This window comes from Antrihabitans spumae (assembly GCF_043944905.1).
In the GTDB taxonomy this organism is placed as follows: Bacteria; Actinomycetota; Actinomycetes; order Mycobacteriales; family Mycobacteriaceae; genus Antrihabitans; species Antrihabitans spumae.
The window spans coordinates 21,492-47,231 of the sequence record NZ_JBIMSN010000120.1; the positions used below are offsets into that span (position 1 = coordinate 21,492).

The following is a 25,740-nucleotide window of genomic DNA, read 5'->3' on the forward strand; positions in this document are numbered from 1 at the left end:
CGTGGCACCGACCACTAGGTACGAGTATCGTGATCCGTGTTGCTCCGGACCCTGGCGATTACCGAGTCGGTCCCGTCTGCACAGAAAGTTTGGGCTATGCCTGCTTCGTTCTCACACGATCTGCATCGCATCCGTAGTCCAAATCTGTGCGCTCGTCGATCGATAGCGCGAATGCAGTTTGGCTGAACGCAGGGCTTCGACTCGGCGCTCGGAAGTTTGTGAGATCGGATTTCAGGCACCGTTCCGCTCGGTGCAACATCGCCGCGGACGTGTTGTCGACGGCGGCACGTATGGGCTCTCTACGTAGTATCGGAAAGCACTGAAGACAGGGGTGGATCGACCATGCTCGAAGCGACACAGGGGGCCGACGGCTGTCGCGCCTGGGCGCTGCATTGCGACAGCTGCGAACGGTGGGTGTACAGCGCTGCAGGCATGGCGTCGACAGTCCTCTATTCCGCGAGAGTGGAGGGTTGGGTCGTCGGCGAGCAGATCCGGTGCCCGAGTTGTGCCGCAGGAGCAGTGATCCGGTAGCGGCTCGAGTCTGTTCGGGGACCAGGACGCTTCTATTCGGGTCGGTGTGCGCCGAGCAGGCTGCACACCGACCCGAACTCATGCACGCTGACCCGCTGCCCGTCGAAGGGACGCTGCCTGCACTGTGACTGTCGCCACAGTCGGCACCTGCGGCAGCGCTGATCCAGCTGCGGCGGACCCTCCCGCATCCAGTACGTCCGTCCGGTTAACGCGGTGCGAATGCCGTGGGTAACCGGCTTTTTTGCGTTACCCGTCGGTATCTGATCGGCGGAGATTCGCTAGGCGCGATTTGCAAACTTAGCAAACCGCATTGAAAAGCTAGCGAAGATTGGCATTAGCAACAGGTGGACGGCACTTTTTCGCTGTGCCATATTTAAACAGTACGCACGTTATGCCTCGCAAGGCTGCGAATGATCGCCGATCCGCGGTGATCGAAGAATCAAAGAGATGTGGAGCAGGAATGTCACGCACCGGCACCCCGAAGACCGCCGCTGAAATTCAGCAGGATTGGGATACCAACCCGCGCTGGAAGGGTCTGACTCGCAACTACACGGCCGAGCAGGTCGCAAAGCTGCAGGGCACCGTCGTAGAAGAAGCCACCCTCGCCCGCCGTGGCTCGGAGATCCTCTGGGATCTCGTCAACAACGAGGACTACATCAACTCGCTCGGCGCCCTCACCGGCAACCAGGCCGTGCAGCAGGTCCGCGCCGGCCTCAAGGCCATCTACCTCTCGGGTTGGCAGGTCGCCGGTGACGCGAACCTGTCCGGCCACACCTACCCGGACCAGAGCCTCTACCCGGCCAACTCGGTTCCCTCCGTCGTGCGTCGCATCAACAACGCGCTGCTTCGCGCCGACGAGATCGCCAACGTCGAAGGTGACACCTCGGTCAGCAACTGGCTTGCCCCGATCGTTGCCGACGCCGAAGCAGGCTTCGGTGGCGCACTGAATGCCTACGAACTGCAGAAGGCCATGATCGCCGCCGGTGCCGCAGGTGTGCACTGGGAAGACCAGCTCGCCTCGGAGAAGAAGTGTGGCCACCTCGGTGGCAAGGTGCTCATCCCGACCCAGCAGCACATCCGCACCCTGACCTCCGCGCGTCTCGCGTCCGACGTTGCCGACGTCCCGTCGGTCATCATCGCCCGCACCGACGCCGAGGCCGCGACCCTGCTCACCACCGATGTGGACGAGCGCGACCGTGAATTCCTCGACGGCACCCGTACCGCAGAAGGCTTCTTCGGCGTCAAGAACGGCATCGAGCCGTGCATCGCGCGTGCAAAGGCCTACGCCCCGTACGCCGACCTCATCTGGATGGAAACCGGCGTGCCGGACCTCGAAGTTGCCAAGCGCTTCTCCGAGTCCGTCCGCAGCGAATTCCCGGACCAGATGCTGGCCTACAACTGCTCGCCTTCGTTCAACTGGAAGGCGCACCTGGACGACGCGACCATCGCGAAGTTCCAGCGTGAGCTCGGCGCGATGGGCTTCAAGTTCCAGTTCATCACCCTCGCAGGCTTCCACTCGCTCAACTACGGCATGTTCGACCTTGCCTACGGTTACGCCCGCGAAGGCATGACGTCGTTCGTCAACCTGCAGGAACGCGAATTCAAGGCAGCCGAAGAGCGTGGCTTCACCGCCATCAAGCACCAGCGTGAAGTTGGCGCGGGCTACTTCGACCTGATCGCAACCACCGTGGACCCGAACACCTCCACGGCAGCGCTCAAGGGCAGCACCGAAGAGGGCCAGTTCCACTAGCTGGACCGCCTCCCCGGGACTTCGGCGCACTAGTCAGGTGATCGGCGGCTCGCGTTGCGGGCCGCCGGTTTCCGGGGTTTCAGCTTTCAGTCGTACCCGGCGAGTTACCCATGTGCTCGCCAAATCTGTTGTCACCGAAGCAGCATTTTCGTCACCAAGCACCGGCAAGTTGAGGAGTTATCCCCATGTCCACCGAAAAAATTCAGCGGGTCGGTGTTATCGGTGCCGGACAGATGGGCGCCGGCATTGCCGAGGTTTGTGCACGCGCACACATCGACGTGCTGGTGTTCGAGCAGACCCGTGAGCTCGCTGCAGCCGGGCGTTCGCGCATCCTGCGTTCGCTCGATCGCGGCGTGAGCAGCGGCAAGATCACCGAGCGTGAGCGTGAGCAAGCCGCATGGCGACTTCGCTTCACCTCCGACCTCGCCGACTTCGCCGACCGCCAGCTCGTGGTCGAAGCCGTCCTCGAGGACGAGAAGATCAAGACTGCGATCTTCCGCGAACTCGACGAAGTGGTCACCGACCCCAACGCTGTGTTGGCGTCGAACACGTCCTCCATCCCGATCATGAAGATCGGCATCGCAACGAAGAACCCCGAGCGCGTTCTCGGGCTGCATTTCTTCAACCCCGTTCCCGTGCTGCCGTTGGTCGAACTCGTCACGACGCTGAAGACGAGCACCGAAGTTGCGCAGCGCGCGGAGGCCTTCGCCAGCGACGTCCTCGGCAAGCAGGTCGTCCGGTCCGCGGACCGCTCCGGTTTCGTCGTCAACGCCTTGCTCGTCCCGTACCTGCTTTCGGCAATTCGGATGGTCGAATCCGGGTTCGCGACGAAGGAAGACATCGACAAGGCGACCGTTCTCGGTCTCGCACACCCGATGGGTCCGCTCGCGCTGACCGACCTGGTTGGGCTCGATACGGTCAAGTCGATCGCAGACTCGATGTACGAAGAGTTCAAGGAGCCGCTGTACTCGGCGCCTCCCCTGCTCATGCGTATGGTCGAAGCAGGGCTGGTCGGCAAGAAGTCGGGTGCTGGTTTCTACCAGTACACGGACAAGAACGGCCGCGTCGCGAAATAGACACTTGACGCAGGTGAGCGCACGGCGGCCGATAGGGTCACAGGTGCGCTCACCTGCGTTTCGCGTTTTCGGAGAAAGGTCGACATTTCCATGGCCAGCAGCGGGGACGGTTACGGGTCCAGCGTTCTCGGATATCCGCGAATCGGTCCACATCGAGAACTCAAACGAGCGCTCGAGGGCTACTGGCACGGCAGCGTAAGTCGCGAGGAACTGCTGACCGTCGGCCGTGATCTGCAAGAGTCCGCGATCAGCGAGCTCGCCGCCACCGGCATCACCCAGGTCCCCGGTAATACCTTTTCCTTCTACGATCACGTCCTCGACAACGCGTTGCTGTTCGGTGCCGTGCCGACCCGATACAAGCCGTTCCAGGATTCGATGGATCCGCTGGACTTCTACTTCACCATGGCTCGCGGCGGGCCGGACTATCCGCCGCTGGAGCTGGTGAAATATTTCGGCACGAACTACCACTACCGTCAGCCGGAACTCGATGCGACGACCGAATTCTCGCTGCACGCAGAAGCTTTGCTCGACGAACTCGATCGCGCCCGCGCCCGCGGCATCGAACTGCGACCGGTTGTGCTCGGCCCGGTCTCGCTGCTGCTGCTCTCCAAGATTGCTCCGTGCGAAACGGATCCCGAGTTCACGACACTGAGCCTGCTCGACACACTGCTGCCGCAGTACGAGGCGCTTTTCACCGAACTCGCCAGACGTAACGCGACCTGTGTGCAACTCGACGAGCCGTCCTTCACCAGCGACCGGACGCCGGAGGAACTTGCCGCGTTCGAAAAGACCTACCAACGGTTGTCGACGTCCGGGCTGCGGCCGCGCATGCTCGTCACGGGACCCTACGGCGACTTCGGGGAAGCGCTCACCATTCTCGCCGCGTCTAAGGTCGAGGCGATCGGCCTCGATCTCGCGTCCTACCGAGTCAAGCCCGACGACCTCGCCGCGATCCCTGGGATCAAGCGCAAGCGGCTGTATGCGGGCGTGATCAGCGGCCGAAACGTCTGGCGCGCAGACCGTTTCGTCACCCTGACCTACCTGAACGAGCTTGCGAAGGTCTGCCCCGATCTGGTCGTTTCGACCGGCTGCACGTTGTTGCACGTGCCGTACGACGTGCTCGTCGAGTACGAGATCGACGGCAACGTCGCCGACCGTCTCGCGTTCGCAAAGCAGAAGACCACCGAAGTCGTCTCCCTTGCCAAGGCGCTCACGGACGGTCCGTCGGACAAGTGGCGTAAGCGACCGACCTCGGTGCATTTCAAGCAGAAGCACGCCGTCCGCCAGCGCGTCTATGCGGTCACCGACGAGATGCGGCAGCGTGAGCCGTACGAGGTCCGCAAGGTCGCGCAGCAGGAGAAGTTGAAGCTGCCCGTGGTTCCCGCAACGACGTTGGGTTCGTTTCCGCATAGCGACCAGATCAAACAAGCGCGCTACGAACTCGGTCAGGGCCGCCTCGAGTGGGACGAGTACCGCAAGCGCGTCCAAGCCGAAATCGAAGCCACGATACGTCTGCAGGAAGACATCGGCCTCGACGTTCTGGTGCACGGCGAGCACGAGCGCAACGACATGATTCAGTACTTCGCCGAACTGCTGGAAGGCTTTTCGTTCACGCACAACGGTTGGGTGCAGGTCTACGGTTCGCGCTGTGTGCGCCCGCCGATCCTCTACGGCGACGTGTCTCGGCCTGCACCGATGAGCGTCGAGTGGTCGACCTACGCGCAGTCGCTGACGGACAGGCCGGTCAAAGGCATCGTCACGGGTCCGGTCACGATGCTCGCTCGCTCGTTCGTCCGCCAGGACCAACCGCTGTACGAGACGGCCGATCAGGTCGCTCTTGCGATCCGCGACGAGGTCGTCGATCTGGAAAAGACCGGCATCGGCATCATCCAGGTCGACGAACCCGCAATTCGCGAATTGCTGCCCCTACGGGAAAAGGGCCGCGCGGAATACCTGCGGTGGTCGGTAGCTGCGTTCCGCCTCGCGACCTCCGGCGTGCGCCCCGAGACTCAGATCCACACCCACATCGGGTACTCAGGTCTGCAGATCGTCGTCGACGCCATCGAAGAACTCGATGCCGACGTGACGGCGATCGTTGCGACGCGTTCGATCGAGTGGGTGCTCGAAGCGCTGCAGGGTGACGTGTCCGAAGGTGCAGGTCTGACACGGGGCGTCGGTCCAGGTGTGTACGAGAGCAGGTCGGCGCGCATCCCCGACATCGACGAACTCGACGAGTTGCTCACGAAAGCATCCGATGCGGTCGACATCGATCGGTTGTGGGCGAACCCTGACGGCGGTTTGAAGACGAGGCACCACTGGCAGCTCGATCCGTCGCTGCGCAACCTCGTCGCTGCGGCCAGGCGCCTGAGGCGGCGAAGCCGCTCGTGAGTCCTTTTGGTGGTCCCGCCCTCCGAAAAGACTCACGAGCCGCGTAGCGGCCTACGGCTTTTTTCGGCTGGGTCGCAGCGGCGGAACGACGATTCCCGCGAGTCCACGTAGCCCGGCGAAAGCTAGATTGCCGAAGTCGAAGTAGTCGTGCATCCGGACGATCTCGCCGCTCTGCACTTCGAAGCGGCCGAATGCCCAGATAACCATTTCCAGGGGACCCACCTTGACGAACTCGCGACGAGCGGTGAGGACGACCTCGCCGTTGCCCGCGATCTCGAGGCCAACCAGATCGAAACTGCTCAGCAGGCTTGCTGCCAAACCGAATACGTGGCGGAAGGCGGCGCGTCCGCGAACGGACGGTAGTCCGGACTGGGACATTACGAAGTTCTCGGACAGCAGTCCCGCGGCGGCGTCAGGGTCGAGGGCCTGCACCGAACGTAGGAATGCCCGTACCACTTCGACTTCGAGCGTCTCACCCATGCGGATGTGTGGATCGAGTTTCGAGCCCTGACCGTCTTCCATGTGGCACTCCCGTTCCGCAGCGATGTCGCTTGGCGACACTGCACCGCAAATACCTTAACCCGGTTGCCGCACGCTCGAACATATGTCGTGAGCCACGCTCCGAATTGCCAGCAGCGGGGATGCAGGGGTAGTGATGTATGCATGGTCACCGCCGCCGCATATTCCGTTTCAGCCGCCGACGCCACGTTCGAGAAGGTGACGATCGATCGCCGCGAACTCGGTCCCACCGACGTAGCGATCGATATCAAGTTCGCCGGAATCTGTCACTCCGACATTCACACGGCCCGCAACGAATGGAAGGGCACGCAGTATCCGTGCGTTCCAGGCCACGAGATCGTCGGCCTCGTGTCCGATGTCGGGTCGGAGGTCACCAAATTCAAGCCCGGTGACCGAGTTGGCGTCGGCTGCTTCGTCGATTCGTGCGGCGTCTGCGATTCGTGTGTTGCAGACGAAGAGCAGTACTGCATGAAAGGTGTTGTTGCAACCTATAATTCGCCGTTGCCGGACGGCTCGCGCACGTTGGGCGGTTACTCGACCCACGTCGTCGTCACGGAAAGTTTTGTGCTGTCGATACCGGACGGACTCGAGCTCGATGTCGCAGCGCCGCTGCTGTGCGCCGGCATCACGCTCTACTCACCGCTCAAGCATTGGGGCGCAGGCCCCGGCAAGCAGGTCGCGATCATCGGCATGGGCGGGCTCGGCCACGTCGGTGTGAAGATCGCCAACGCCCTCGGCGCCGAGGTGACCGTGCTGAGCCAGTCGCTGAGCAAAGAGGAAGACGGCAAACGTCTAGGCGCGCATCACTACTACGCGACGAGTGATCGAAACACGTTCAAGGAGTTGAAGAACCGGTTCGATCTGATTCTGAACACCGTGTCCGTGAACTTGAACATCGACTCTTACCTGCGCCTGCTCGCAGTGAACGGAACGCTCGTCGAACTCGGTCTACCCGAGAATCCGATCGAGGTACGCGCGTCGTTCCTCGCCGCCAATCGGCGCAGTCTCGCGGGCTCGATGGTCGGCGGCATCGCACAGACACAGGAGATGCTCGACTTCTGTGCCGAGCACGGCATCGGTGCGGAGATCGAAGTGATCGCCGCGGACAAGATCGACGAGGCGTACGAGCGGGTCCTCGCCAGCAACGTGCGCTATCGCTTCGTCATCGACGCGGCAACCATGTAGCGACGTGACCCGGAGCCGATGTGACATTCGTACCCCTCTGCGGGACGGATGTCGCATTCGCTCCGGGCTGAACGACGTCTAGCTACACAGGATCGAGGATCCGCTGGAGGAACTGGCGGGTCCTTGCTTGTGTCGGGTCGACGAGGACCTTGCTCGGGGGACCGGACTCGACGACGAGACCGCCTTCGATGAACAGCACCTGATCGGCTACCTGCTGAGCGAAGCGGATCTCGTGGGTGACGATCACCATCGTCCAGCCTTGGCTCGCAAGGTCTTTGATCACGCGGAGCACCTCGCCGACCAGTTCCGGATCGAGCGCCGACGTGGGCTCGTCGAACAGCATCAGTTTCGGTTTCATCGCAAGCGCACGAGCGATGCCGACGCGTTGTTGCTGTCCGCCCGACAGTTGGTACGGATACTGATCGGCCTTGGCGCCGAGCCCGACACTCTCCAGCAGTTCGAGGGCGTCGGACTTCGCCTCCGCTTTCGACCGTTTCTGGACGATGACGGGACCCTCGATGACGTTCTGCAGCACCGTCTTGTGTGGGAAGAGATTGTGACTCTGGAACACCATTCCGCTCTGGGCACGGAATCGGGCCAGCTGCGCGCGCTCGACCTTCTTGCCGAAGTCGACGGAAACGTCGGCGATCGTGATGACGCCTGCATCGGCCTGATCGAGCGCATTGAGCGCCCGCAGGACCGTCGTCTTGCCGGATCCGGACGGACCGATGACGACGGTAACCGAACCGGACGCGGCGGTGAACGAGATGTCCTTCAATACCTCGTGATCGCCGAACGCCTTACGGATTCCGGCGACTTCGAGCAACGGTTCGGTCATTTCGCCACGTACCTGTCCAGTCGAGTTTCGAGCTTGCCCTGAGCGAACGAGAGCACCAAGCAGATAACCCAGTAGTACACCGCAGCGACGCCGTAAAGGGCGAAGAAGTCGAATGTAGGCGCCGCCGCCAGCTGAGCAACTCGCAGCAACTCCGTTACCAGGACGGTCGAGGCGAGCGAGGTGTCCTTCACCAGTGAGATGAGCGTGTTCGACAGCGGTGGGACCGCGGTCCGGGCGGCCTGCGGCAGAACGATCCGACGCAGCGTCGTCGGATAACGCATGCCGATCGTCTGTGCCGCCTCCCACTGTCCCTTCGGGATACTGAGAATCGCCGCCCGAATCACTTCTGCCGCATAACCACCGACGTTGAGGCTGAATGCGATGACGGCGGCGGGAAACGGATCGATGACGATATCGAACTGCGGCAATGCGTAGAACACGATGAACAACTGCACGAGCAACGGTGTGCCGCGAATGATCGAGATGTAGAACCGCGCCGCTGCCGATAGCGGCAGGATTTTCGATATCCGCGCGAGCGCGACGAACAGCGCGATCACAAGACCGAGTGCAAAGCTGATGATCGTCAGCGGAATCGTCTTGGTGACGGTGGCCTCTAACATCGGCCCGAGGTTGTTCCAGATCAGCTCACGGGTGTTGGCATCCATGTGTGTGGTCGCCGGCTACTGCTGGCTGACGTCCTGGCCGAAATACTTGTCGGAGATCTTCGCAAGCGTTCCGTCGGTCCGCAGTTCGTCGAGCGCCTTGTTCACGTCGGCGATCAAACCGCTGTCCTTGCGAGCAGCGAACACCTGCAGGCTGGTGTCGTCGGTTGTGCCCGCGATCTTGATGTCGGAATCGTTCTTCTGCTTCTGGTAGTCGGCGACGGCGAGGTTGTCGTTGACCGTCGCGTCGACACGTCCGTCCTTGAGCAATTGGATCGCCTGCACGAAGCCTTCGACCGACTCGACTTTCGCGCCTGCGTCGGTGGCTACCTTCGCCCAGTTGCTCGTCGCGGACTGCGCGGTGGTCTTGCCCTGCAGGTCTGCGAGCGTCGTGATGTCGTTGTTGTCGGCGCGGGTGACGATGACACCTTCGGACACCGTGTACGGCTCGGAGAGGTCGTACTTGCCCTTGCGGTCGTCGTTGAGGGTGACCTGATTGGCAACGAGGTCGAAACGCTTCGATTCGAGGCCGGCGAAGATCGAGTCCCACGGAATCTGGACGAACTCGACGCGCACGCCGAGCTTCTCACCGACAGCCTCGATGACCTCGATGTCGTAGCCGGCGAGCTCGCCGTTCTCCTGGAAGCTGAAGGGCGGATACGTGCCCTCCGTGCCGACTTTGAGCACCCCGTCCTCTTTGACCTTGTCGATCACAGGACCGTCGGAGTCACTACCGCAGCCGGTGAAACTCACCGCGGCAATGGCAGCGAACGCGATGGCGATCATTTTGCGGCGCACAGGAACTCCTTCGGGGCTGGCACACGTCGAGACGCAACCATAGGTCAGGTCGTTGCAACTGCAGCAGGCTTGCGATCAGCGTGCGTGCAACAGTTGCTCCGACCCTAACCAGTCCGGTCCACCTGCGGTGGGATTCAGTGCCAGCAGGCTGCGTAGACGCGGTCAGCTGCCGATCGGCTCGCCGAACAATCCTGCGACCAGGTCTCCGACGACCGACTGCCACACCGGCCAGGTGCGTTCGTCCAATGCCATCGACCCGACGTCCGTCGTTGTACATCCGGTGGCGACGGGAACTCCGGCGAAGCGGTCGCGAATCCACAGCATCGCACTCGGCACGGCCGCGATCTCGAGGGTGAGGTGTTCGCTGAAGTGGTCGCGGGTGTACTGCACCTTGGCATTCGGGTCTTGGCAGTAAGTGTCGACGAGGGTGTTCACGGGTCCGACCGGGACGATCCAGTCGGGGTTCGCCTGATACATGTACATCGGGAACTGCGGGACGGACTTGCCCATCTTGATCTTGTCTAGAACGCTCTTCGCGATCGGGTCGTCGAGCGGATCGCCGGGTGTTTCGAACATCCCCTTCAGGTTGCCGAACGGAATCAGTGCAGCCTGGTAGGTGACGCACAACGGGTTCTTCGCGGCGACGAGTGCTTTGCCGAGTGGGTTGAGCTTGGCGTTCATCAGCGCGGCAAGCTCCGGATATTCACGGCTGACGCCGATCATGCCGCCCATGATCAGACCCGACGCGGCGTTGTTGTTGGCGAGGTTGAGCATTGCGGTGATGTCGGCGGGGATGCCACCTTCGGCGGCTCCGACGATGTTCAGTTCCGGTGCGTAGGACTCGTGCAGTTCGGCTGCATGGCCTGTCGCGATGGCGCCGCCCGAGTAGCCGAGCATAGCGACCTGCGTGTCGCGACCGGCAAGGCCGAGCAGATCGAAGTTTTCGGCTGCGCGTATTCCGTCGAGGGTGATCCGGCCGGCAAGTGGACCTGCGGCGTACGCGGAATCGGGTCCCTGATGGTCGGGCACGACGACCGCCCAACCCTGCGCAACCGCGGCCTGTATCTCGAGGAATTGGGCGGCGAGGACCTGCTGGCCCGTGATCAGGCCGGGTATCGATCCCTGCTGCAGGGCGTAGGAGGCGGTGCAGTAGTGACCGAGCGAGTCTTCTGCAGGCTGAAAGGACAGCAGATTGCGGGGGCCTGTGCCGTTGCCACGTGGCTTGATGACAGTCGCGACGGACGGGATCGCCTCGCCCCGAGTGTTGTTGGAGCGGAATGACAATTGCCACGCGTCCACGTTCACGGGGATGAGGGAGAGGTTCGCGAGGGTGACCTGGCGGGCTGCGATGAGCTCGCCCGGCGCCTTCGACGCCACGACGTCGGCGGGCGGTTCGTAGAAGCCCGGATCGAGTTCGGGTGGCAGTGGGAAGTGCGGAAAGGGGAGGGCTGGCTGCACCGGGATTGACGGTTCGGCACTGGCCGGCGCACTGACAGCGATGTGGCTGGCGATTGCGATCCCGACGGCGAGCGTCAGTGCGCGACGGGTGATCGACGATGATCCAGCCATGTTGCTCCCTCGTGAAAATCCTTAGGTGAGACGAGTACGTCTCACTCTGTAGGCAGAGACGATAGGGGAGTGTGACGTGAATCGCAAAATCGACCGAACCACCGCGAGTGGACATCGTGTCAGGCGACCGGATCGGGTCCCTTCACAAGGCCGAGCAGCACCCTGCTCAACACTTCGACCAAATCGGCTATGGGTGCTTTCGGTTCGACGATCGTCCACTGATGAACGAGACCGTTGACTGCCCCGATGAATGCGATTGCCGACATTGCAGAACCCCCGCGTGGTGGATTCTCGATACCGCCGAACAATGCGTGGGTTGCGGCCTCGTACAACTGGATCCAGTTGGTGCGGCGCTCGAACCGATGCTGCTCGACGCGTTCGCTGACGCCGACTATCTCGACGAAGGCGATCTTCGCTCGGCGCGCATCGCCACCGACTGACTCCACGTAGGCCGTCATCACAGCGGTTGCCAGTTCGCTCGGGTCCGTCGACGTCGACCCCTCGAGTGCTGCAACCAACGCCGCCCGCGCGTCGTCCTGGATCTTGTCGTACACGGCGATCAGAAGGTCTTCACGACTGCCGAACTCCTCGTAGAACTGGCGGCGGGACAGTTCGACACTCGCGCAGATGTCGGTGATCGAACTCTTCGCGTAGCCCTTGTCGGAGAACACGGTCACGGCACCGTCGATGAAGCGAGCACGCCGCTCCGCGCGCCGATCGGTGACCGACCGACCGCCATAACTTCGTTCGGTGTCCGGCAGTGTCACATCTGAAGTGTAGTCGCGTCGCAAGAGGTGGAGCGGGTCAGTCGAGGCCGCGCTTGGTGATGCTCTCCGCGATGTCGCGTGCCTTCGTGTTGGATTGTTGCGACAGTCGGACAAGCAGATCGAAGGCTTGTTCGGAATCGATCGAATAGCGCTGCATCAGCATGCCTTTCGCCTGTCCGATCACGTCTCGGCTGTCCAGTGCGTCGCGCAACTGCTGCTCGCGACGCGCAGCCGCAATCGCGACCGATGCGTGCGTCGCGAGGGGGAGTCCGATGTCCGCCGAACCGTCGTCGAACGCGTCGGTCTTGCTGGAATACATGTTGAGCGCCCCGATGTGCTCTTTTTCGACCCACAGCTGGAAGCTCAGCATGCTTCCGACTCCGGCGGACGCGGCGGTTTCACTGAACCCGCCCCACCGCTCCTCTTTCGACATGTCGGTGACGAGTACGACCTGTTCGTCGTGTGCTGCATCGATGCAGGGACCGCGCCGTAGCTCTTCCTGCATCTTGTCGATGAGTGCGGGAAGCTCGCCGGTTGCGCCACGGGAGTCGAGCTTGCCGTTTTCGGTGATCAGCGTGATGCCTGCGTGCTCGGACCCGGGGATCGCAGTCCGTGCGGATTCGCAAACCTCGCTCAGAACGGAATCGAAGTCGTCGTGCTCGCGATGAAATTTGCGCGCGAGTTCAGCGAGGATCCCGCTGAGTTGAATCTCCGGATCACAAGGACCAAGATCGTCGTCCGTGGACTGCCGATCCGCAGGTCCGACCAACTTCTCTATCACCGAATCCGACATCGCTTCGCTCCAACTGCCCAGCACCGGATGCGTAGGTGCATCGTTTCTGCATCGTACTCGTCGCTACTCGAGTCCTTCACGCAACTGCGCGAGCGTACGCGACAGTAGCCGCGACACATGCATTTGCGATATGCCGAGTTTATCGGCAATCTGCGATTGAGTCATGTTGCCGAAAAACCTGTAGAGCAGCACCATACGCTCGCGTTCGGGTAGTGCCTCCAGAAGTGGACGCAAAGCTTCGTGATTCTCGACGTTCTCCAACGCCGCGTCGAAGTCGCCGATCGTCTCCAGCAGTGGCAGCTCGTCCGATCGATTTCCGACCGTGCTGTCGACGGAGACGGTTTGATACGCATTGCCCGCAACGAGTCCCTGTGCGACTTCCTCCGGATCGAGGTCGAGTTCGGCAGACAGCTCTTTGACCGTCGGTGTTCGGCCGAGTCGCTGCGCGAGATCACTTGTCGCCTTGCTCAGCGACAGATGGAGTTCCTTCATGCGGCGAGGTACCCGTACTGCCCATCCGGTGTCACGGAAATGACGCCGCACCTCACCCATGATCGTCGGCACCGCGAACGAGACGAAGTCGGACCCTCGGGTCACGTCGAATCGCTTGACGGCGTTGACAAGGCCGAGCCGCGCGACCTGGACCAGGTCGTCGTGCGCTTCGCCGCGGCCGTCGAAACGGCGAGCGATGTGCTCGGCGAGGGGTAGGCAGCGAACGACGAGTTCGTCGCGCAGCTTCTGCCGCTGCGGATCGTTCTCGTCGAGCTTTTCGATCTCTTCGAATGCGCCGGCCACGTCTTCGTAGTCGTCCCCCTTGCGGGGAGTGCGGCCCGCGTTACCGCGAGGCGTCACGCGTCGCTGCCCTGCTTGTTCTTTGTGAATGTGAGAACGGTGATCTCGCCGGTTGGATCGTCGGGATCGACATCGCGCGTCAGTTCGATGGAGTCGGTCAAGGCATTCAGCACGTGCCAGCCGAACGAACGCTGACTCGGGGCTTCGCCTGGTGAGGTCGGTGCACTGATCGAGACGTTCAAGTCCGTCTCCGACGGTTGGAACCGGCAGACCAACGACGCGCCGTCGACAGCGCGAAGAATGAGGTGGCTGCACGCTTCGTCGATGGCGAGGCGAACGTCGGCGATCGAATCGAGATCGAAATCCTCCTGGCCTGCTATGGCTGCCGCAACCGCACGAATGATCGACAATTGCGTCGCCGCCGCTCGGACGCGAAGCTCGACCACCGAACGCGACGTAGCGGCATTGCGATCCACTGCCTCTATGTTGGGCACGAGACCTCCGACCGTGCGTTCGAAATGTGCTGCAGTATTGGCATCGAACTCCAACCTCTCTCGGCTATTCGACGAGGGTACTCAGTCGCACAGCAACCGCGTCGAACTGCGTATGTAGGAGACCATCAACGGCTCGATAGATAGCTACCCGCCCTGCTGGATTCGAACCATCGGAGCTGCGTAGGTAAGGGGTGACTCCCTTGCTGGTTGCCGTTACGTCGCGTACCGTTCGAGAAGCAGGTTGAGCACACAGCCGCTCGGGGAGGCCACATAACTTTCGAGTCGGCTTACGAGCTCCTTCGCGGCATCTGACCTTTCGGTCGTGCAGCTTCCCCTCACCATCACAACGAATGGGAGGGCTATGACAATCTTGCCTAGCGACACCAGTATGCCGAATATTGTTGTCCAACAACGAATCAGCGTTCAATCCGCTATCGCCTCGATCGCTCCGACTGCGCGTGCTCGCGCACCACGTCCCGCCGTGGACGGCATCGAATTTCGTTCCGAGCGAATCAGTTCCAGTTTGGTGATCGTCTACGTCCGTGGCGACGTCGACCTGAGCACGATGCCCGCCTTGCGCGAGCATGTTCGGAGCCAGATCGCAGGGAACCGCAAGCTCGTTCTGGACTTGTCGGAGCTCGATTTCATCGGCACGGACGGCTTGGCGGTGCTTGCCGATCTCGACGCACGAGACGGAGCGGCAGGCTGGGCGCTCGTCGGCGGCCGTGCAGTGAACCGACTCCTGCGGGCAGCGGATCTGAGCACGCGCTACCGCGCATTCGACTCACTCGACAGTGCCCTGTGCTCCTTGCGGGCGATCGCGGGCTAGTCGCGATTGCCGGCAGAGTAGCGCCGAAGAACCAATCGATCCAGCCCATCGCATATCGTGTAGCTGGATCGATTGGGGCACGCGATGGACGAGTCGGGGCACGAGCACAATCGCGCTGAACCACGCCATTACATCGCGAAAACTGTCACCGTCTTTGCGTTGGTGGCAGCCTTGCTCGGGTTCGGAATCGTCGCAGATTTCTGGGAGATCGACTGGCCCGGCAAGACGACGCGGCCGCACACGTCGGCCCAAGCGGTTCAGACATCGACCCGGGCACCGCTTCCACCATTGGACGTCGATGCTGTTGCAGGCACGGTCAATCCGTCACTGGTCAACATCACGGTCAGCGTCGGTCCGCTCGAATTGCAGGGCGCAGGAAGCGGAATCGTTCTCACCGGCGACGGTCAAGTACTGACGAGCCACCATGTCATCAAGGGCGCGGTGGATATTTCTGTCACCGACGTGACGACCGGACTGATCTACGACGCAACGACACTCGGCTACGACAGCACACACGACATCGCGCTGCTGCAACTGCAGAATGCCGCCGATCTGCGCGGCGCGCGGCTCGGCAACTCCGACGACGTCGCGGTCGGCGACGAAATCGTCGCTATGGGCAATGCAGGTGGTCGCGGCGGAATGCCGACCACCTCGCCGGGCAAGACGACAGCACTCGACGCCACGATCGTTGCACGCAACGAATCGGATTTCTCCCGCGAATATTTGACCGACCTCATCGAGGTCGAAGCCGCGGTGGCGCCGGGACAATCCGGCGGAGCGCTCGCCGACACCACCGGGGCTGTCATCGGAATGGTCACCGCCGCAACGATTCCAGCAGATTCCGACACCGACGCAGAACTGCCCGCGGAGCCGCCCGCTGTCGTGCCCGCGCCGACCGAGCCCGATCCCGATCCGCCCCTTCCGACGATGGGCTATGCGATCCCGATCAATCAGGTGCTCGACGTCGTCGAGCAGATCAACTCGGGTCGGCGCTCCGACGAGGTACACATCGGACCGACCGCGACACTCGGTGTCCTCGTGACCACCGTCGACGAGACCCGTCCCGACGGCACACCCGTTGTAGGTGCACGTATCGAGATCGCGATGTACGGATCGCCTGCCTACGAAGCCGGTCTGGTCAGAGGAGATCTGATCTCGGCCATCGACGGAATACCCGTCGAGTCGTCGAAAACCTTGCGAGAAGCCATCTCCGCGCGCCTGCCAGGGGTTGTGATCCGGCTCGACATCACCGACGAAACAGGAAGTACGCGCAAGGTCGATGTCGTCCTTGCCGATGGTCCGCCCAACTGACTCGCGGGGCAGGTTTGGCGCGATCCGGCCCGGGTAATCGACGGTGCACATGTTTCCCGATCTGGAGGTAAGACGCATGACCGACGACAAGAGTGGCCCCATCGAAGGCATCAAAGGTGCGGTCGAAGGCGTTAAGGGCAAGGTCAAGGAAGTAGCTGGCGCGGTGCTCGGTCAGGACGGCCTGCAGCGAGAGGGCGCGGCTCAGCAAGACAAAGCGGAGAGTCAGCTGGAGGCGGCCAAGCACGAAGCGGAGGCAGAGAAGGCACGAGCCGAAGCCAAGATCGATGAGCAACGGCAGCGCGCCGAACAAGATCGGTAAATCATCCCGACGCCTCGACAGCGTGCCGACGGTCGGCGTGGAGGAGGAGTTGCTCCTCGTCGACCCCGGCTCCGGTCACCCCGTGCCCAAGGGAGCCGATGTCGTGCGGGTGGCAAAGGCAGCCGGTTTCGAGTTTTCGATGGAACTGACGCAGTGCCAAGTCGAGACCGTGTCACCCGTCTGCTCAACGGCTGCACAATTGCGAAACAGCCTCGTCGAGCATCGTAGGGGAGCTGCAACAGCAGCGTCGAGCGTCGGCGCAACAGTTCTTGCAGTAGCGGTGCCGCCTGTTGTGCCGCATGAGTTTCCGATCACCGATACCCCGCGCTACCGGAAGATCGGTGAGCGATTCGGGGCGATTGCGCATGAGCAAGGGATATGCGGCGCCCACGTGCACGTCGAAGTCCCGGATCGAGAAACGGGTGTAGCGGTCAGCAATCACCTGCGCCCATGGTTGCCGATGTTGTTGGCACTGACCGCGAACTCAGCGATTTATCGCGGTGTCGATACCGGGCACGCCAGTTGGCGATCGGTATTGTGGTCGAGATGGCCGAGTGCTGGGCCGCCACCGTATTTCGAATCCGCCTCCCACTACGACCGCATCGTCGCGATGATGTGCGAGAGCGGCGTGATGGTCGATGTCGGGCAGGTGTATTGGGACGTCAGACTCTCCGAAAACTTTCCGACAGTCGAAATCCGTTGCAGCGATGTGCCTTCGACTGTCGACGAAACCGTTCTCCATGCGACTCTCGTTCGAGCGGCGGTGATGACCGCGCTGGCGGAGATCGAAAAGGGCGACGTCGCAAAACAGCTCGCACCTGAGATCGTTCGCGCGGCGTACTGGAAGGCTGCACACGACGGCCTGTCCGGGGACGGCATAGACATGGCTACCGGCGACACCGTCTCCGCGATCGTCCTACTTCGCCGATTGGTCGAACGAATTCGTCCTGCGCTCGAAAAACTTGGCGAATACGAGCAGGTGGTCACGGCGCTCCGTGACGTGCACGCGCATGGTAACGGCGCAACTACTCAGATCCGAACGTTGCGGCGACGCAACAAGATCGCCGATGTACTGGCCGAAGTCGCACGCAGGACCGTGTCATGACCGACGAACGTGCGGACAAGTCGAACAATGGAGGTGGCGCACGTGGTCGAAACTGCACGCGAACGAGAGGACAAGTACGACGTCGACCTGGAGTTCGTTCTACCGTCCTTCGACGGCGTCCTCCCGCACCGTGGGGCTGCAGAAGACCGCGTCGTACGACTCAGGAGCATCTACTACGACACAGCCACGCTCGCGTTGCTCGACCGTGGAATCACGTTGCGGCGCAGAGAGGGCGACGTCGACAACGGTTGGCAACTCAAAGTGCCCGGCATCGACGACCGGACGGAGATCTCTGTTCCGCTGACAGAATCCGACACAGTGCCAGCAGAACTCGCAGAGTTGGTAAGCGGCATCGCTCGAGGGCTTACGCTGACCCCCGTCGTCGACATGCGAACACAACGCAGGGTGTTGAGAACGGTCGACGACGCAGGCACGCTTGTCGTCGAAATCGCAGACGACATGGTCGATTCCACTCGCTTGGGCACAACGAAGGGCCGGAGCGAAAGATCTTGGCGTGAAGTGGAAGTCGAGCTCGGTACTGCAACCGAGGACGACGCGAGCGGGATCGGTGAGTGCCTGATCGCTGCAGGTGCTAAACCTGCAGGCCGAGTAACCAAACTGGAACGAGCACTGAACCTGGCGCCGATGCGGGAGAACACGCATCGAGGAAAGCGGACTGCGAAAGAGATAGTCGCCGAATATGTTGCTGCGCAGGCCGATGCGATTTTCGCAGGCGACGTCGCGTTACGCAGGGGGCTGGCCCCGATACACGATACACGGGTGGCAACGCGGCGGCTGCGCAGCATCCTGCGTACCTTCGATCCACTGTTCGACGGCGCTCAGGCGGGTCGCCTCGACGACGAATTGCGTTGGTATGCAGCAATGTTGGGTGAAGTACGAGACCGGCAGGTGCAGCGCAGCCGACAACTCGATGCCGTCCGCGCGTTGCCCGACGAACTTGTGCTCGGTCCGGTGATCGCTCGGATCGACAACCATCTGGCCGGTGAAGAGGCCGAACATCTTCGGGTGTTGCGGGAGGAAATGGCCGGCGAGCGCTATCTGAATCTGCTCGAGACTCTTGCGTTGTGGGAACACCTACCGGAGTTTGCGTCCGACTTCGACGATGGCGAGCGGAAGGTCGTCCGCCACTGTGCCGAGCGCGCGTCACGCAAGGCCCGCAAGCGACTCCGCCGCGCGGTCGCCGGTAAGTCGGATGCTGTCGCGCTACACCGTGCTCGCAAAGCGGCCAAACGCGCGCGTTACGCAGCCGAAGCCGCGACACCGGTGCTCGGCGAGCGGGCAGCGGCCGCACTGATCCAGAGACACAAGAGGGTGCAACGAATCTTGGGCGAACATCAAGACACCGTCGTCTCGCGCACCTTGATCAGAAGGCTTGCGAGCATTGCCGGAACCGCTACCGGAGAAAACGGCTTCACTTACGGATTGTTGTACGAGCGTGAACAATTCGCAGCGCAGCGGGCCGAACGCAAGATTGTCCGGCGCCTGAAATAGTCCGGTGGTTGTAGCGGCCCGACGCAGGACTCAGGTGAGGCCGGTCGAGTCGACGGCGTCGCCGTCGGGGTCCTTGGCCCCGCCCCGAGTGTCCCCGCCCCGAGTGTCCTCGTCCTGAGTGTCCCCGTCCCGAGTGTCCTCGGGGTCGGGAGAAATGAAATCGGCCGACGTAACGTCGTCGGGTCCGTCAGTGGTCGACATGCGCTGCCCTCTCGTGTGATGGCCCCAGGCCTGCAGTCGTAGGACCTTCGAGCACCGTACCGTTCGCTGCGAACCGTGAACCGTGCAACGGACAGTCCCAGGATTTCTCGGCACTGTTCCACGCGACGATGCCGTACAGGTGCGGGCAGATCGCAGACACTTCGGTCGTCACCCCGTCGACAGTGCAGCGCGCAACAGGCTTGACACCCTTGCGAACCACCGTGCCTTCGCCCTCGGCGGGCAGTTCCCCTGCGCTGTGCAGCGCCGACGTCACCCATCCTCCGGTCAGGTAGGCAGCGACGAGACTGTTCATCCGGGCGGCCTTGGGCAACCCGACAACTTCACTGGTACGCCAGGTTTCGAACACATCGGCCCACGGCATGCCGCCGCCGAAGATCCGGGCCGACAGTGCAAGCGCAGCCGCGACACCGTTCGTCATGCCCCACTTCGAGAAGCCGGATGCGACCAGAATGCGGTTGTCGCCGGGCAGTAATGGCCCGACATAAGGCAGTTCGTCGATCGCTGAATAGTCCTGCGCCGACCACGAATGGGTGGGTCGTGCACCGGGGAAGTAGGTTCGCGTCCAGTCGATCAAGTCGGCGACGAGGTCGTGGGTGTTGCGTTCACGTCCGACGGGGTGACCGTTCCCTCCCACCAGCAGCAGGTCGCCTCGGTCGCTCGGGGCAAACCGTAGCGACCTACTCGGCTGGTCGGCCGAGAGAAACATGTCGCGCGGAAAGTCGCCAGGAACGTCGAACGCTGCCGCGTAGGACCGCTGTGGTTCCAGTCGTGCGAAGAAGCCACCGCGGTCGAGAATCGGTGTGCCAGTTGCCAAGACGACGTTGTCCGCCGTTACGGTACGGTCGCCGATCGTCAGGTGCACCCCCGCAGAGCGCTCGCGTGCACCGGTTACGCGTGCGTTTTCGAAGACTGTGCCACCGTGGCGCCGGATATCGGCCGTCATGGACTCCAGCACGGGCAACGGATCGAGCTGGGCCTGCTCGGCGAGGCGCACAGCGGCCAGGGCGGGGAACGGCACGTCCGGCTTCTCGACCCACTCGGCGTCGAGACCGGCAGAAACGGCCGCGTCCATTTCTGCACGCACCGTGGGGAGTCCATCCGCGGTTTGCGCGTAGGTGTGTTCGACAGCGACCTGCGTGGCAACTCCGTTCTCCGCGCAGTACCGCAGCAGCCACTGCTGACCTTCACGGTTGGCCTCGACATACTTTCGCAGCTTCTTCGGAGAGTGCCGTTTCGCAATCGTCGAGAGTCGAGTTCCCTGCAGGAGGGCAACTTTCCCGGTTGTGTTGCCGGTTGCGCAGGCGCCCACCTCGCGGGCCTCGACCACCGCGACGCGCCGGCCTCCCTTGGCGAGAAGCAATGCCGTCGTCAGCCCTGTCAATCCTGCGCCGACGACAACCACCTCGTAGTTGGTTGCCATTCCCGAGATTGGATCTGTCGAAATCGGGGAACGGTCCAACCAGAGCGAAGTCATAGGCAAAAGATGCCCGTTCGATCGGGCGCACAAACCCTGTGCGTCGGCTCGGACCGGACGCCTGCGCTTGCCCGTAGCTCCTACGTGGATCCGCGCGTGGTGACCGCATGGGAGAACGGCTCGACCATCCAGGCGGCACTACGTCGCGCAAACCGGCTGATCGACGACGAATGCCAGAGCGCCTTCGAACGGGCCACGATCCGGTTGCTGCGACGCTTGAAATAGGCGATTGGCCGGCCGCTGTGTCGGGTAACCCTCTCGAAAGTTCGACGAAGGAGCGAAGACGTATGGCGAAGACGGCGAAGAGCGGCAAGGCGAAGAAGTCCGAGTTACCTGGCACTCTGCGACGGTCGAGTGACAAAGCGCAGCGAACTTTTGCCAAGGCTCACGATTCCGCTGTGAAGGAATACGGCGAGGGTGAACAAGCGCATCGCGTCGCTTTCGCCGCGCTGAAACACACCTACGAGAAGATCGGCGACCACTGGGAAAAGAAGGCGAAACGTGGTCCGTCCGATGAGCGCGCCGAGAGCGGTGGTCCGAACGCGAAAGGCGAGACGGCCGAAGGCGTCGATGCGAATGCGACCAAAGAGCACCTGCGCGGCGTTGCGAAACGTCTTGATATCAAGGGTCGTTCGACAATGAAGAAAGCCGAACTTGTCACAGCTATCAAAGAGGCCAACCGGCGCGCGAGTGCAAAGAAGTGAAGCGGCTACGCCGCTCGTGAGTCCTTTCGGAGGGTGGAGCCTCCGAAAAGACTCACGAACCGCCTGGGGCCTCAGGCACGGCGTCGCACCGGCACTATCCACCACACGTACACAAACAGCACGGCAGCCAGGCCTGCCGCGACGCCGGCGGCAACACCGTTGAGCACCATGTAGAACACCAGCGCAACGACCCCGGTGAGGGCAAGGCCGAGCAACACGATTCCCGCTAGCGCGAAACGGTGCGATGCAGCCACGAGATCGGTCAACTGATGCCGCCGAAACAGCAGACGGTGCATCCCGACGGGCGCGACAAGCAACACCGTCGAGCCGATCGAGCAGACGACCGTCGCGAGGTACACACCTTGCATCACGTCGTCCAACGTCGAGAATCGATCCTGGAACGGCAGGGTCAACAGAAAGCCGGTCAGCACCTGAACACCGGTCTGCACAACGCGCAGTTCCTGCAGGAGGCTCGCCCAGTTGCGGTCGAGGCGCTGAGTTTCTGTTTCGTCGCGCTCGTTCTCTCGATCGTCGTCGTTACCGAGCGGCACGGTTCAGGCCCTCGCCAGGCGTTGCTTCTCGTGCTCGATATCGAAATCGGCTGGCGGCCAATCGAGTTGGAGCCGTTCCAGGGCGTCGATCAATAATTCGGTGATGGCGAGTCGACTGAACCACTTGCGGTCGGCCGGGATGACGTGCCACGGAGCGTGCTCCGTCGAGGTCTTGTCGAGCACGGCTTGGTAGGCCTCCTGATAGGCAGGCCAGAGCAACCGCTCGTCGATGTCGTTCGGGTTGAACTTCCAGTACTTGTCCGGCCGCTCCAGACGCTCGGTCAGGCGGGCCTTCTGCTCGTCCAACGACACGAACATCGCGCACTTGACGATGGTGGTCCCGCTGTCGGCAAGTTCTTTCTCGAAGGCATTGATCTCGTCGTACCGCGTCGACCACACCTCGGCAGGCACGAGGTTGTGCACGCGGACGACGAGCACCTCCTCGTAGTGCGAGCGATCGAAAACGCCCATCTGTCCGCCTTTGGGCAGCGCGTTCTTGATGCGCCACAGATAGTGATGCGCCTTCTCCTCGGCAGTCGGGACGCCGAACGAGGCGTGGTCGACACCTTGCGGGTCGACCTGGCCGATCACGTGCCGGACGATGCCGCCCTTTCCCGAGGTGTCCATGCCCTGCAGCACGAGCAACACCGAACGGGTGTCACCGGAGCGGCCGTTGGCGTACAGCTTCTCCTGCAGCGCACCGAGCGCTGCGCCACGTTCGGCAAGGAGTAGCTCACCGGCCTTCTTGTCACCGGCGAATCCTGGCGTCGAGCGTGTATCCAGAGCCGCGACAGTCGTTTCCGGCGTCACCCGCAATGCGTCGGGCGCCGGCGTCGTCCACAGGCTCGCGTCTTGTCCCATGCTTGGACTTTGCCACAAACGACCCGGAGCGGGCGAGCGAAGCGACGGATATCGTCTCAGCGCAACGGCTTGGTCGCGCTCACGAATTGCGCGACACCGTGGACCTCTCGCTCGATCTCCGTCAATCCCGCGGCCTGGAAGATCGTCGTGAATTCGTCGCGATCGAACGTTCGCACGCCGAAACGATCCGACGCCACGGTCTGCACCTTGCTGACGAATGCCGGACCACGTGCACAGCTCGTCATGATCGCGATCCGACCACCCGGCCTGAGAACCCGAATGAGCTCGTCGACGATCGTGAACGGCTCTGGAACGAGGTAGAGAGCTGCGTAGCAGCAGACGGCATCGAACGTGCCGTCCTCGAAGGGAAGTCGGCGCCCGTCGCCTCTGACGTACGCCGCATGCGAACTGCGGTTGTCGCGTGCGGCCTGCACCAGCATCGGTCGCGAGATGTCGAATCCGACGGCGATGCCGTCACCGTCGAGCCGCGACCCGAGGAACTTCGTGAAATTTCCAGGGCCGCAGGCGACATCGAGCACCCGCTGATTACCGCCGAGACGCAGGTCGGTGGCTGCCTTGGTGTGCTCGTCGGTCTTCCACAGGCCCAGGGCCGCGACTCCGACCGGGCGCCAGAGCCTTTCGTAGATTGCGGCGACGACACTGCTGTTCATGGCGCGCTGTGCGATGGTCGGCTGTGGCGCCTCCCGCGAACCGATCAGATCGACGAAACCCTCGTCGAGCACCGCGGCGTCACGAAGGTTCGGCGGCGAAATGAGTTGCAGCGCACGGTGGTTTGCGCCGTCGAGCGCGTTGGTCATCGTTTCGACTTCGACTTCGGTTCGAGCAAGCCGTAGGTCGCACCTGTCAGTTCGACCGACTTCGCCCAGAAATCGGCCGCGAGCTTGCGGTCCCGCGCCGACTTCGACCGCGGGGACCGACGTACGGGTCCGCGCATTCCGCGCAGTTGCGTGGGTCCGAGATAGTCGTCGTTGTTGGCATCCGGCATCGTGGCCGCATACAGCTGGCTCAATGCGCCTTCTTTTTCGCTGTTTCCGACGACACGGAGGCCGAGATGGGTCATCGTGACGGCGCCGGGAATCGGCGGCACCATGGAATCGAACAGGTTGGTCGCAGCTACGCCCGGATGAGCAGCGATCGACGTGATCGATGTTCCCGCCGCCTCCGAACGCCTGGCCAGCTCACCCGAGAAGAGGAGGTTCGCCAACTTGGACTGCTGGTACGCGCCCATCTTCGTGTAGCGACGGCGTTCGAAGTTGAGGTCGTCGAGCTTGATCTTGGCAGGCCAGTGCGCGATGCTCGCCAAGCTCACAACACGTGCGGCCGGTGCTGCCAACAGTGCGGGCAGCAACTCGTCGGTCAGGACGAAATGGCCGAGATGATTTGTGCCGATCTGCATTTCGAAACCATCGACGGTCTTCGCGAACGGAATCGCCATCAGCCCTGCGTTGTTGATCAACACGTCGATCCGGGGGACCGCTGCGAGTGCTTCGGCTGCGGCCGCGCGGACCGAGGCGAGGTCGGACAGATTGATGCGGACCAGATGATGCTCGGCGTTCGGCGCGGCGGCACGCACCTGTGCCAGAGCGGCCTTGCCGGTGTTCTGGTTGCGGCACGCGAGCACGATGGCTGCGCCGGCTCCAGCGAGAACCGTCGCGGCCTGCAGGCCGAGACCGTTGTTGGCCCCCGTGATCAGGATGGTCTTGCCGGTTTGATCCGGGACGTCGGTCGATCGGAACCGACTGATCTGCAAAGGTTCAGGCTTCGGCATTGTGGGTTTCTCCATTCTCGGCGGTGACTCGGGTGTGTGCTGCGGCGGTGCCGTTGTACATCGGTGCTTGCCGCTCTACTCGGCCGTCGTCGACATGGCGGCTGAAAAGGCAAGGTAGAGAGGCTGATCGAAGTCGATCGTGATGTCGGCCAGTGCTGCGGCCGAATCGATGACGCCGCGTGAGATCGCGCTCAGATACTTGGCGAACTCGTCGATCGGCAAAGGTTGGCTGTCGGCTGCGTTCGGACCGATCCACCAGTCCGTCGCCGAGACGACCGCACCGAAAATCGAGAAGGACACCAACTCTGCGTTTTCGACACTGATGTTGGAGTCGCGCAATGCGATCGTCAGCAGGCTGACCGAGCGCCGCGCCGAATCGTGTGCCGCGGCAACCGTGCGCTCCGGTTCCCCGGACGCTCGCGTGTAGTGACCGTGCACGAGGAACCGGAAGACGTTCGGGTGCTCGGTGACGAATTCGGCGTATTCGCGTGAACTGCTGACGATCAACTGACTTGTGGTGTCGGTCAGCAGATTCGCCTTGGTCGCGATTCGGCTCGTCAGCTCGTGCTGAATGTGCGCGACGACGGCGGTGTAGAGGTCGAGTTTGTCCTCGAAATGCCGGTACAGCTTGGGCTTTGCTGCACCGGCTTCCTTCGCGATGTCGTCCATGCTGACTTCGGGTCCACAGCGGTCCAGCGCACGGACGGCTGCTTCGACGAACTCTTGCCTGACCTTCACTCGATGTTCGCGCCACCGCTCGCTGCGCGCGTCGTACCGTACGGTCGGTGCGGAGTCGGACGCGCCCTTGGCCGACACCTTGGCCGACACCTTTGCTGCTCGCTGCTTGGCGCTGTGCGTGAGCCGTGGCATGTCGGCCACGGTACCCGATACTGCTGGTACT

General features: G+C 62.5%; 27 protein-coding genes. 11 read left to right on the forward strand and 16 right to left on the reverse strand.

The genetic code is table 11. The annotated features are described in order from the left end of the window. The first annotated feature begins 991 nt into the window (after nt 1-991). From aceA to metE, 3 genes are all read left to right on the forward strand, one after another. The gene (gene aceA / locus ACHIRB_RS24535; protein ID WP_395125292.1) at nt 992-2,281 is read left to right on the forward strand and encodes an isocitrate lyase; all 1,290 of its coding nucleotides are present in this window, start codon (nt 992-994) and stop codon (nt 2,279-2,281) included. 185 nt (nt 2,282-2,466) lie between these two features. Next, nucleotides 2,467-3,357 carry a 3-hydroxybutyryl-CoA dehydrogenase gene (locus ACHIRB_RS24540; RefSeq protein ID WP_199704419.1) on the forward strand — a complete coding sequence of 297 codons (891 nt, stop codon included), beginning with the start codon at nt 2,467-2,469 and terminating at the stop codon, nt 3,355-3,357. 90 nt (nt 3,358-3,447) lie between these two features. After that, nucleotides 3,448-5,745, forward strand: coding sequence for a 5-methyltetrahydropteroyltriglutamate--homocysteine S-methyltransferase (gene metE, locus ACHIRB_RS24545; protein ID WP_395125291.1), 2,298 nt, complete (start codon nt 3,448-3,450; stop codon nt 5,743-5,745). 51 nt (nt 5,746-5,796) lie between these two features. On the opposite strand, the gene ACHIRB_RS24550 is transcribed toward metE, so the two are convergent. Further along, complete coding sequence (locus tag ACHIRB_RS24550; protein WP_395125290.1) at nt 5,797-6,306, reverse strand: limonene-1,2-epoxide hydrolase family protein; 510 nt, start codon at nt 6,304-6,306, stop codon at nt 5,797-5,799. 102 nt (nt 6,307-6,408) lie between these two features. On the opposite strand from ACHIRB_RS24550, the gene ACHIRB_RS24555 reads away from it, so the two are divergent. Beyond that, nucleotides 6,409-7,449: an NAD(P)-dependent alcohol dehydrogenase gene (locus tag ACHIRB_RS24555; RefSeq protein ID WP_395125289.1), complete on the forward strand. Its 1,041-nt coding sequence runs from the start codon at nt 6,409-6,411 to the stop codon at nt 7,447-7,449. Between the two features lie 82 nt (nt 7,450-7,531). On the opposite strand, the gene ACHIRB_RS24560 is transcribed toward ACHIRB_RS24555, so the two are convergent. The 8 genes from ACHIRB_RS24560 to ACHIRB_RS24595 form a co-directional block, all read right to left on the reverse strand. Further along, the gene (locus tag ACHIRB_RS24560) at nt 7,532-8,287 is read right to left on the reverse strand and encodes an amino acid ABC transporter ATP-binding protein (RefSeq protein ID WP_395125288.1); all 756 of its coding nucleotides are present in this window, start codon (nt 8,285-8,287) and stop codon (nt 7,532-7,534) included. Further along, on the reverse strand, nt 8,284-8,952 hold the full coding sequence (locus ACHIRB_RS24565; protein ID WP_395112714.1) for an amino acid ABC transporter permease: 669 nt from the start codon (nt 8,950-8,952) through the stop codon (nt 8,284-8,286). Before ACHIRB_RS24565 ends, ACHIRB_RS24560 begins: the two co-directional genes overlap by 4 nt. A 15-nt stretch (nt 8,953-8,967) precedes the next feature. After that, on the reverse strand, nt 8,968-9,735 hold the full coding sequence (locus tag ACHIRB_RS24570; protein WP_395112725.1) for an amino acid ABC transporter substrate-binding protein: 768 nt from the start codon (nt 9,733-9,735) through the stop codon (nt 8,968-8,970). A 174-nt stretch (nt 9,736-9,909) separates the two neighbouring features. After that, nucleotides 9,910-11,316, reverse strand: coding sequence for a lipase family protein (locus ACHIRB_RS24575; protein ID WP_395125287.1), 1,407 nt, complete (start codon nt 11,314-11,316; stop codon nt 9,910-9,912). 119 nt (nt 11,317-11,435) lie between these two features. Next, nucleotides 11,436-12,083, reverse strand: a complete 648-nt coding sequence (locus ACHIRB_RS24580) for a TetR/AcrR family transcriptional regulator (protein ID WP_395125286.1) — start codon at nt 12,081-12,083, stop codon at nt 11,436-11,438. A gap of 37 nt (nt 12,084-12,120) precedes the next feature. Beyond that, nucleotides 12,121-12,876, reverse strand: a complete 756-nt coding sequence (locus ACHIRB_RS24585; RefSeq protein ID WP_395125285.1) for a GAF and ANTAR domain-containing protein — start codon at nt 12,874-12,876, stop codon at nt 12,121-12,123. Nucleotides 12,877-12,939: 63 nt separating this feature from the next. After that, entirely contained in the window at nt 12,940-13,728 is a 789-nt protein-coding gene (locus ACHIRB_RS24590; RefSeq protein WP_199704426.1) for a SigB/SigF/SigG family RNA polymerase sigma factor, read from the reverse strand. Further along, nucleotides 13,725-14,162 carry an ATP-binding protein gene (locus tag ACHIRB_RS24595; protein WP_395112718.1) on the reverse strand — a complete coding sequence of 146 codons (438 nt, stop codon included), beginning with the start codon at nt 14,160-14,162 and terminating at the stop codon, nt 13,725-13,727. Before ACHIRB_RS24595 ends, ACHIRB_RS24590 begins: the two co-directional genes overlap by 4 nt. A gap of 388 nt (nt 14,163-14,550) precedes the next feature. On the opposite strand from ACHIRB_RS24595, the gene ACHIRB_RS24600 reads away from it, so the two are divergent. From ACHIRB_RS24600 to ACHIRB_RS24620, 5 genes are all read left to right on the forward strand, one after another. Continuing rightward, a complete protein-coding gene (locus ACHIRB_RS24600) occupies nt 14,551-14,991 on the forward strand; it encodes an STAS domain-containing protein (protein ID WP_199704428.1) in 441 nt (146 codons plus the stop codon). A gap of 84 nt (nt 14,992-15,075) precedes the next feature. Next, a complete protein-coding gene (locus ACHIRB_RS24605) occupies nt 15,076-16,302 on the forward strand; it encodes a S1C family serine protease (protein ID WP_395125284.1) in 1,227 nt (408 codons plus the stop codon). A gap of 76 nt (nt 16,303-16,378) precedes the next feature. Then, the gene (gene mbp1, locus ACHIRB_RS24610; RefSeq protein ID WP_199704430.1) at nt 16,379-16,621 is read left to right on the forward strand and encodes a microaggregate-binding protein 1; all 243 of its coding nucleotides are present in this window, start codon (nt 16,379-16,381) and stop codon (nt 16,619-16,621) included. Continuing rightward, nucleotides 16,587-17,726: a glutamate--cysteine ligase 2 gene (locus ACHIRB_RS24615; protein WP_395112720.1), complete on the forward strand. Its 1,140-nt coding sequence runs from the start codon at nt 16,587-16,589 to the stop codon at nt 17,724-17,726. The genes mbp1 and ACHIRB_RS24615 overlap by 35 nt, the downstream gene beginning before the upstream one ends. A gap of 42 nt (nt 17,727-17,768) precedes the next feature. After that, nucleotides 17,769-19,238 (forward strand): CYTH and CHAD domain-containing protein, encoded by a 1,470-nt coding sequence (locus ACHIRB_RS24620; RefSeq protein WP_395125283.1) that lies wholly within the window; start codon nt 17,769-17,771, stop codon nt 19,236-19,238. A gap of 30 nt (nt 19,239-19,268) precedes the next feature. Here the strand turns inward: ACHIRB_RS24620 and ACHIRB_RS24625 are convergent, their stop codons facing one another. Together ACHIRB_RS24625 and ACHIRB_RS24630 are read right to left on the reverse strand one after the other, a co-directional pair. Continuing rightward, nucleotides 19,269-19,439, reverse strand: a complete 171-nt coding sequence (locus ACHIRB_RS24625) for a hypothetical protein (RefSeq protein WP_395125282.1) — start codon at nt 19,437-19,439, stop codon at nt 19,269-19,271. Further along, entirely contained in the window at nt 19,426-20,880 is a 1,455-nt protein-coding gene (locus tag ACHIRB_RS24630; RefSeq protein ID WP_395125281.1) for an FAD-dependent oxidoreductase, read from the reverse strand. The genes ACHIRB_RS24625 and ACHIRB_RS24630 overlap by 14 nt, the downstream gene beginning before the upstream one ends. A gap of 63 nt (nt 20,881-20,943) precedes the next feature. On the opposite strand from ACHIRB_RS24630, the gene ACHIRB_RS24635 reads away from it, so the two are divergent. Together ACHIRB_RS24635 and ACHIRB_RS24640 are read left to right on the forward strand one after the other, a co-directional pair. Next, nucleotides 20,944-21,159, forward strand: a complete 216-nt coding sequence (locus ACHIRB_RS24635; protein WP_395125280.1) for a hypothetical protein — start codon at nt 20,944-20,946, stop codon at nt 21,157-21,159. Nucleotides 21,160-21,221: 62 nt separating this feature from the next. After that, nucleotides 21,222-21,638: a ChaB family protein gene (locus ACHIRB_RS24640; protein WP_395125279.1), complete on the forward strand. Its 417-nt coding sequence runs from the start codon at nt 21,222-21,224 to the stop codon at nt 21,636-21,638. Between the two features lie 71 nt (nt 21,639-21,709). Here the strand turns inward: ACHIRB_RS24640 and ACHIRB_RS24645 are convergent, their stop codons facing one another. The 5 genes from ACHIRB_RS24645 to ACHIRB_RS24665 form a co-directional block, all read right to left on the reverse strand. After that, entirely contained in the window at nt 21,710-22,189 is a 480-nt protein-coding gene (locus ACHIRB_RS24645; RefSeq protein WP_395125278.1) for a DUF6328 family protein, read from the reverse strand. A 3-nt stretch (nt 22,190-22,192) separates the two neighbouring features. Continuing rightward, on the reverse strand, nt 22,193-23,050 hold the full coding sequence (locus ACHIRB_RS24650) for a polyphosphate kinase 2 family protein (RefSeq protein WP_395115030.1): 858 nt from the start codon (nt 23,048-23,050) through the stop codon (nt 22,193-22,195). Between the two features lie 56 nt (nt 23,051-23,106). Next, nucleotides 23,107-23,868, reverse strand: coding sequence for a class I SAM-dependent methyltransferase (locus ACHIRB_RS24655; protein ID WP_395115031.1), 762 nt, complete (start codon nt 23,866-23,868; stop codon nt 23,107-23,109). Further along, the gene (locus ACHIRB_RS24660) at nt 23,865-24,839 is read right to left on the reverse strand and encodes an oxidoreductase (RefSeq protein WP_395125277.1); all 975 of its coding nucleotides are present in this window, start codon (nt 24,837-24,839) and stop codon (nt 23,865-23,867) included. Before ACHIRB_RS24660 ends, ACHIRB_RS24655 begins: the two co-directional genes overlap by 4 nt. A gap of 75 nt (nt 24,840-24,914) precedes the next feature. Then, nucleotides 24,915-25,709 carry a TetR/AcrR family transcriptional regulator gene (locus ACHIRB_RS24665; protein WP_395125276.1) on the reverse strand — a complete coding sequence of 265 codons (795 nt, stop codon included), beginning with the start codon at nt 25,707-25,709 and terminating at the stop codon, nt 24,915-24,917. Nucleotides 25,710-25,740: the final 31 nt, after the last annotated feature.

What these genes read in the sequence shown, in the direction of transcription:
- ACHIRB_RS24640 (WP_395125279.1), top strand. Translation starts at nt 21,222, where the DNA reads ATGGCGAAGACGGCGAAGAGCGGCAAGGCGAAGAAGTCCGAGTTACCT.
- ACHIRB_RS24575 (WP_395125287.1), bottom strand. Translation starts at nt 11,316, where the DNA reads ATGGCTGGATCATCGTCGATCACCCGTCGCGCACTGACGCTCGCCGTC.
- ACHIRB_RS24605 (WP_395125284.1), top strand. Translation starts at nt 15,076, where the DNA reads ATGGACGAGTCGGGGCACGAGCACAATCGCGCTGAACCACGCCATTAC.
- ACHIRB_RS24570 (WP_395112725.1), bottom strand. Translation starts at nt 9,735, where the DNA reads ATGATCGCCATCGCGTTCGCTGCCATTGCCGCGGTGAGTTTCACCGGC.
- ACHIRB_RS24665 (WP_395125276.1), bottom strand. Translation starts at nt 25,709, where the DNA reads ATGCCACGGCTCACGCACAGCGCCAAGCAGCGAGCAGCAAAGGTGTCG.
- ACHIRB_RS24660 (WP_395125277.1), bottom strand. Translation starts at nt 24,839, where the DNA reads ATGCCGAAGCCTGAACCTTTGCAGATCAGTCGGTTCCGATCGACCGAC.
- ACHIRB_RS24655 (WP_395115031.1), bottom strand. Translation starts at nt 23,868, where the DNA reads ATGACCAACGCGCTCGACGGCGCAAACCACCGTGCGCTGCAACTCATT.
- ACHIRB_RS24630 (WP_395125281.1), bottom strand. Translation starts at nt 20,880, where the DNA reads ATGGCAACCAACTACGAGGTGGTTGTCGTCGGCGCAGGATTGACAGGG.
- ACHIRB_RS24600 (WP_199704428.1), top strand. Translation starts at nt 14,551, where the DNA reads ATGCCGAATATTGTTGTCCAACAACGAATCAGCGTTCAATCCGCTATC.
- mbp1 (WP_199704430.1), top strand. Translation starts at nt 16,379, where the DNA reads ATGACCGACGACAAGAGTGGCCCCATCGAAGGCATCAAAGGTGCGGTC.
- ACHIRB_RS24635 (WP_395125280.1), top strand. Translation starts at nt 20,944, where the DNA reads ATGCCCGTTCGATCGGGCGCACAAACCCTGTGCGTCGGCTCGGACCGG.
- aceA (WP_395125292.1), top strand. Translation starts at nt 992, where the DNA reads ATGTCACGCACCGGCACCCCGAAGACCGCCGCTGAAATTCAGCAGGAT.
- ACHIRB_RS24555 (WP_395125289.1), top strand. Translation starts at nt 6,409, where the DNA reads ATGGTCACCGCCGCCGCATATTCCGTTTCAGCCGCCGACGCCACGTTC.
- ACHIRB_RS24625 (WP_395125282.1), bottom strand. Translation starts at nt 19,439, where the DNA reads ATGTCGACCACTGACGGACCCGACGACGTTACGTCGGCCGATTTCATT.
- ACHIRB_RS24540 (WP_199704419.1), top strand. Translation starts at nt 2,467, where the DNA reads ATGTCCACCGAAAAAATTCAGCGGGTCGGTGTTATCGGTGCCGGACAG.
- ACHIRB_RS24565 (WP_395112714.1), bottom strand. Translation starts at nt 8,952, where the DNA reads ATGGATGCCAACACCCGTGAGCTGATCTGGAACAACCTCGGGCCGATG.
- ACHIRB_RS24585 (WP_395125285.1), bottom strand. Translation starts at nt 12,876, where the DNA reads ATGTCGGATTCGGTGATAGAGAAGTTGGTCGGACCTGCGGATCGGCAG.
- ACHIRB_RS24615 (WP_395112720.1), top strand. Translation starts at nt 16,587, where the DNA reads ATGAGCAACGGCAGCGCGCCGAACAAGATCGGTAAATCATCCCGACGC.
- ACHIRB_RS24650 (WP_395115030.1), bottom strand. Translation starts at nt 23,050, where the DNA reads ATGGGACAAGACGCGAGCCTGTGGACGACGCCGGCGCCCGACGCATTG.
- ACHIRB_RS24560 (WP_395125288.1), bottom strand. Translation starts at nt 8,287, where the DNA reads ATGACCGAACCGTTGCTCGAAGTCGCCGGAATCCGTAAGGCGTTCGGC.
- metE (WP_395125291.1), top strand. Translation starts at nt 3,448, where the DNA reads ATGGCCAGCAGCGGGGACGGTTACGGGTCCAGCGTTCTCGGATATCCG.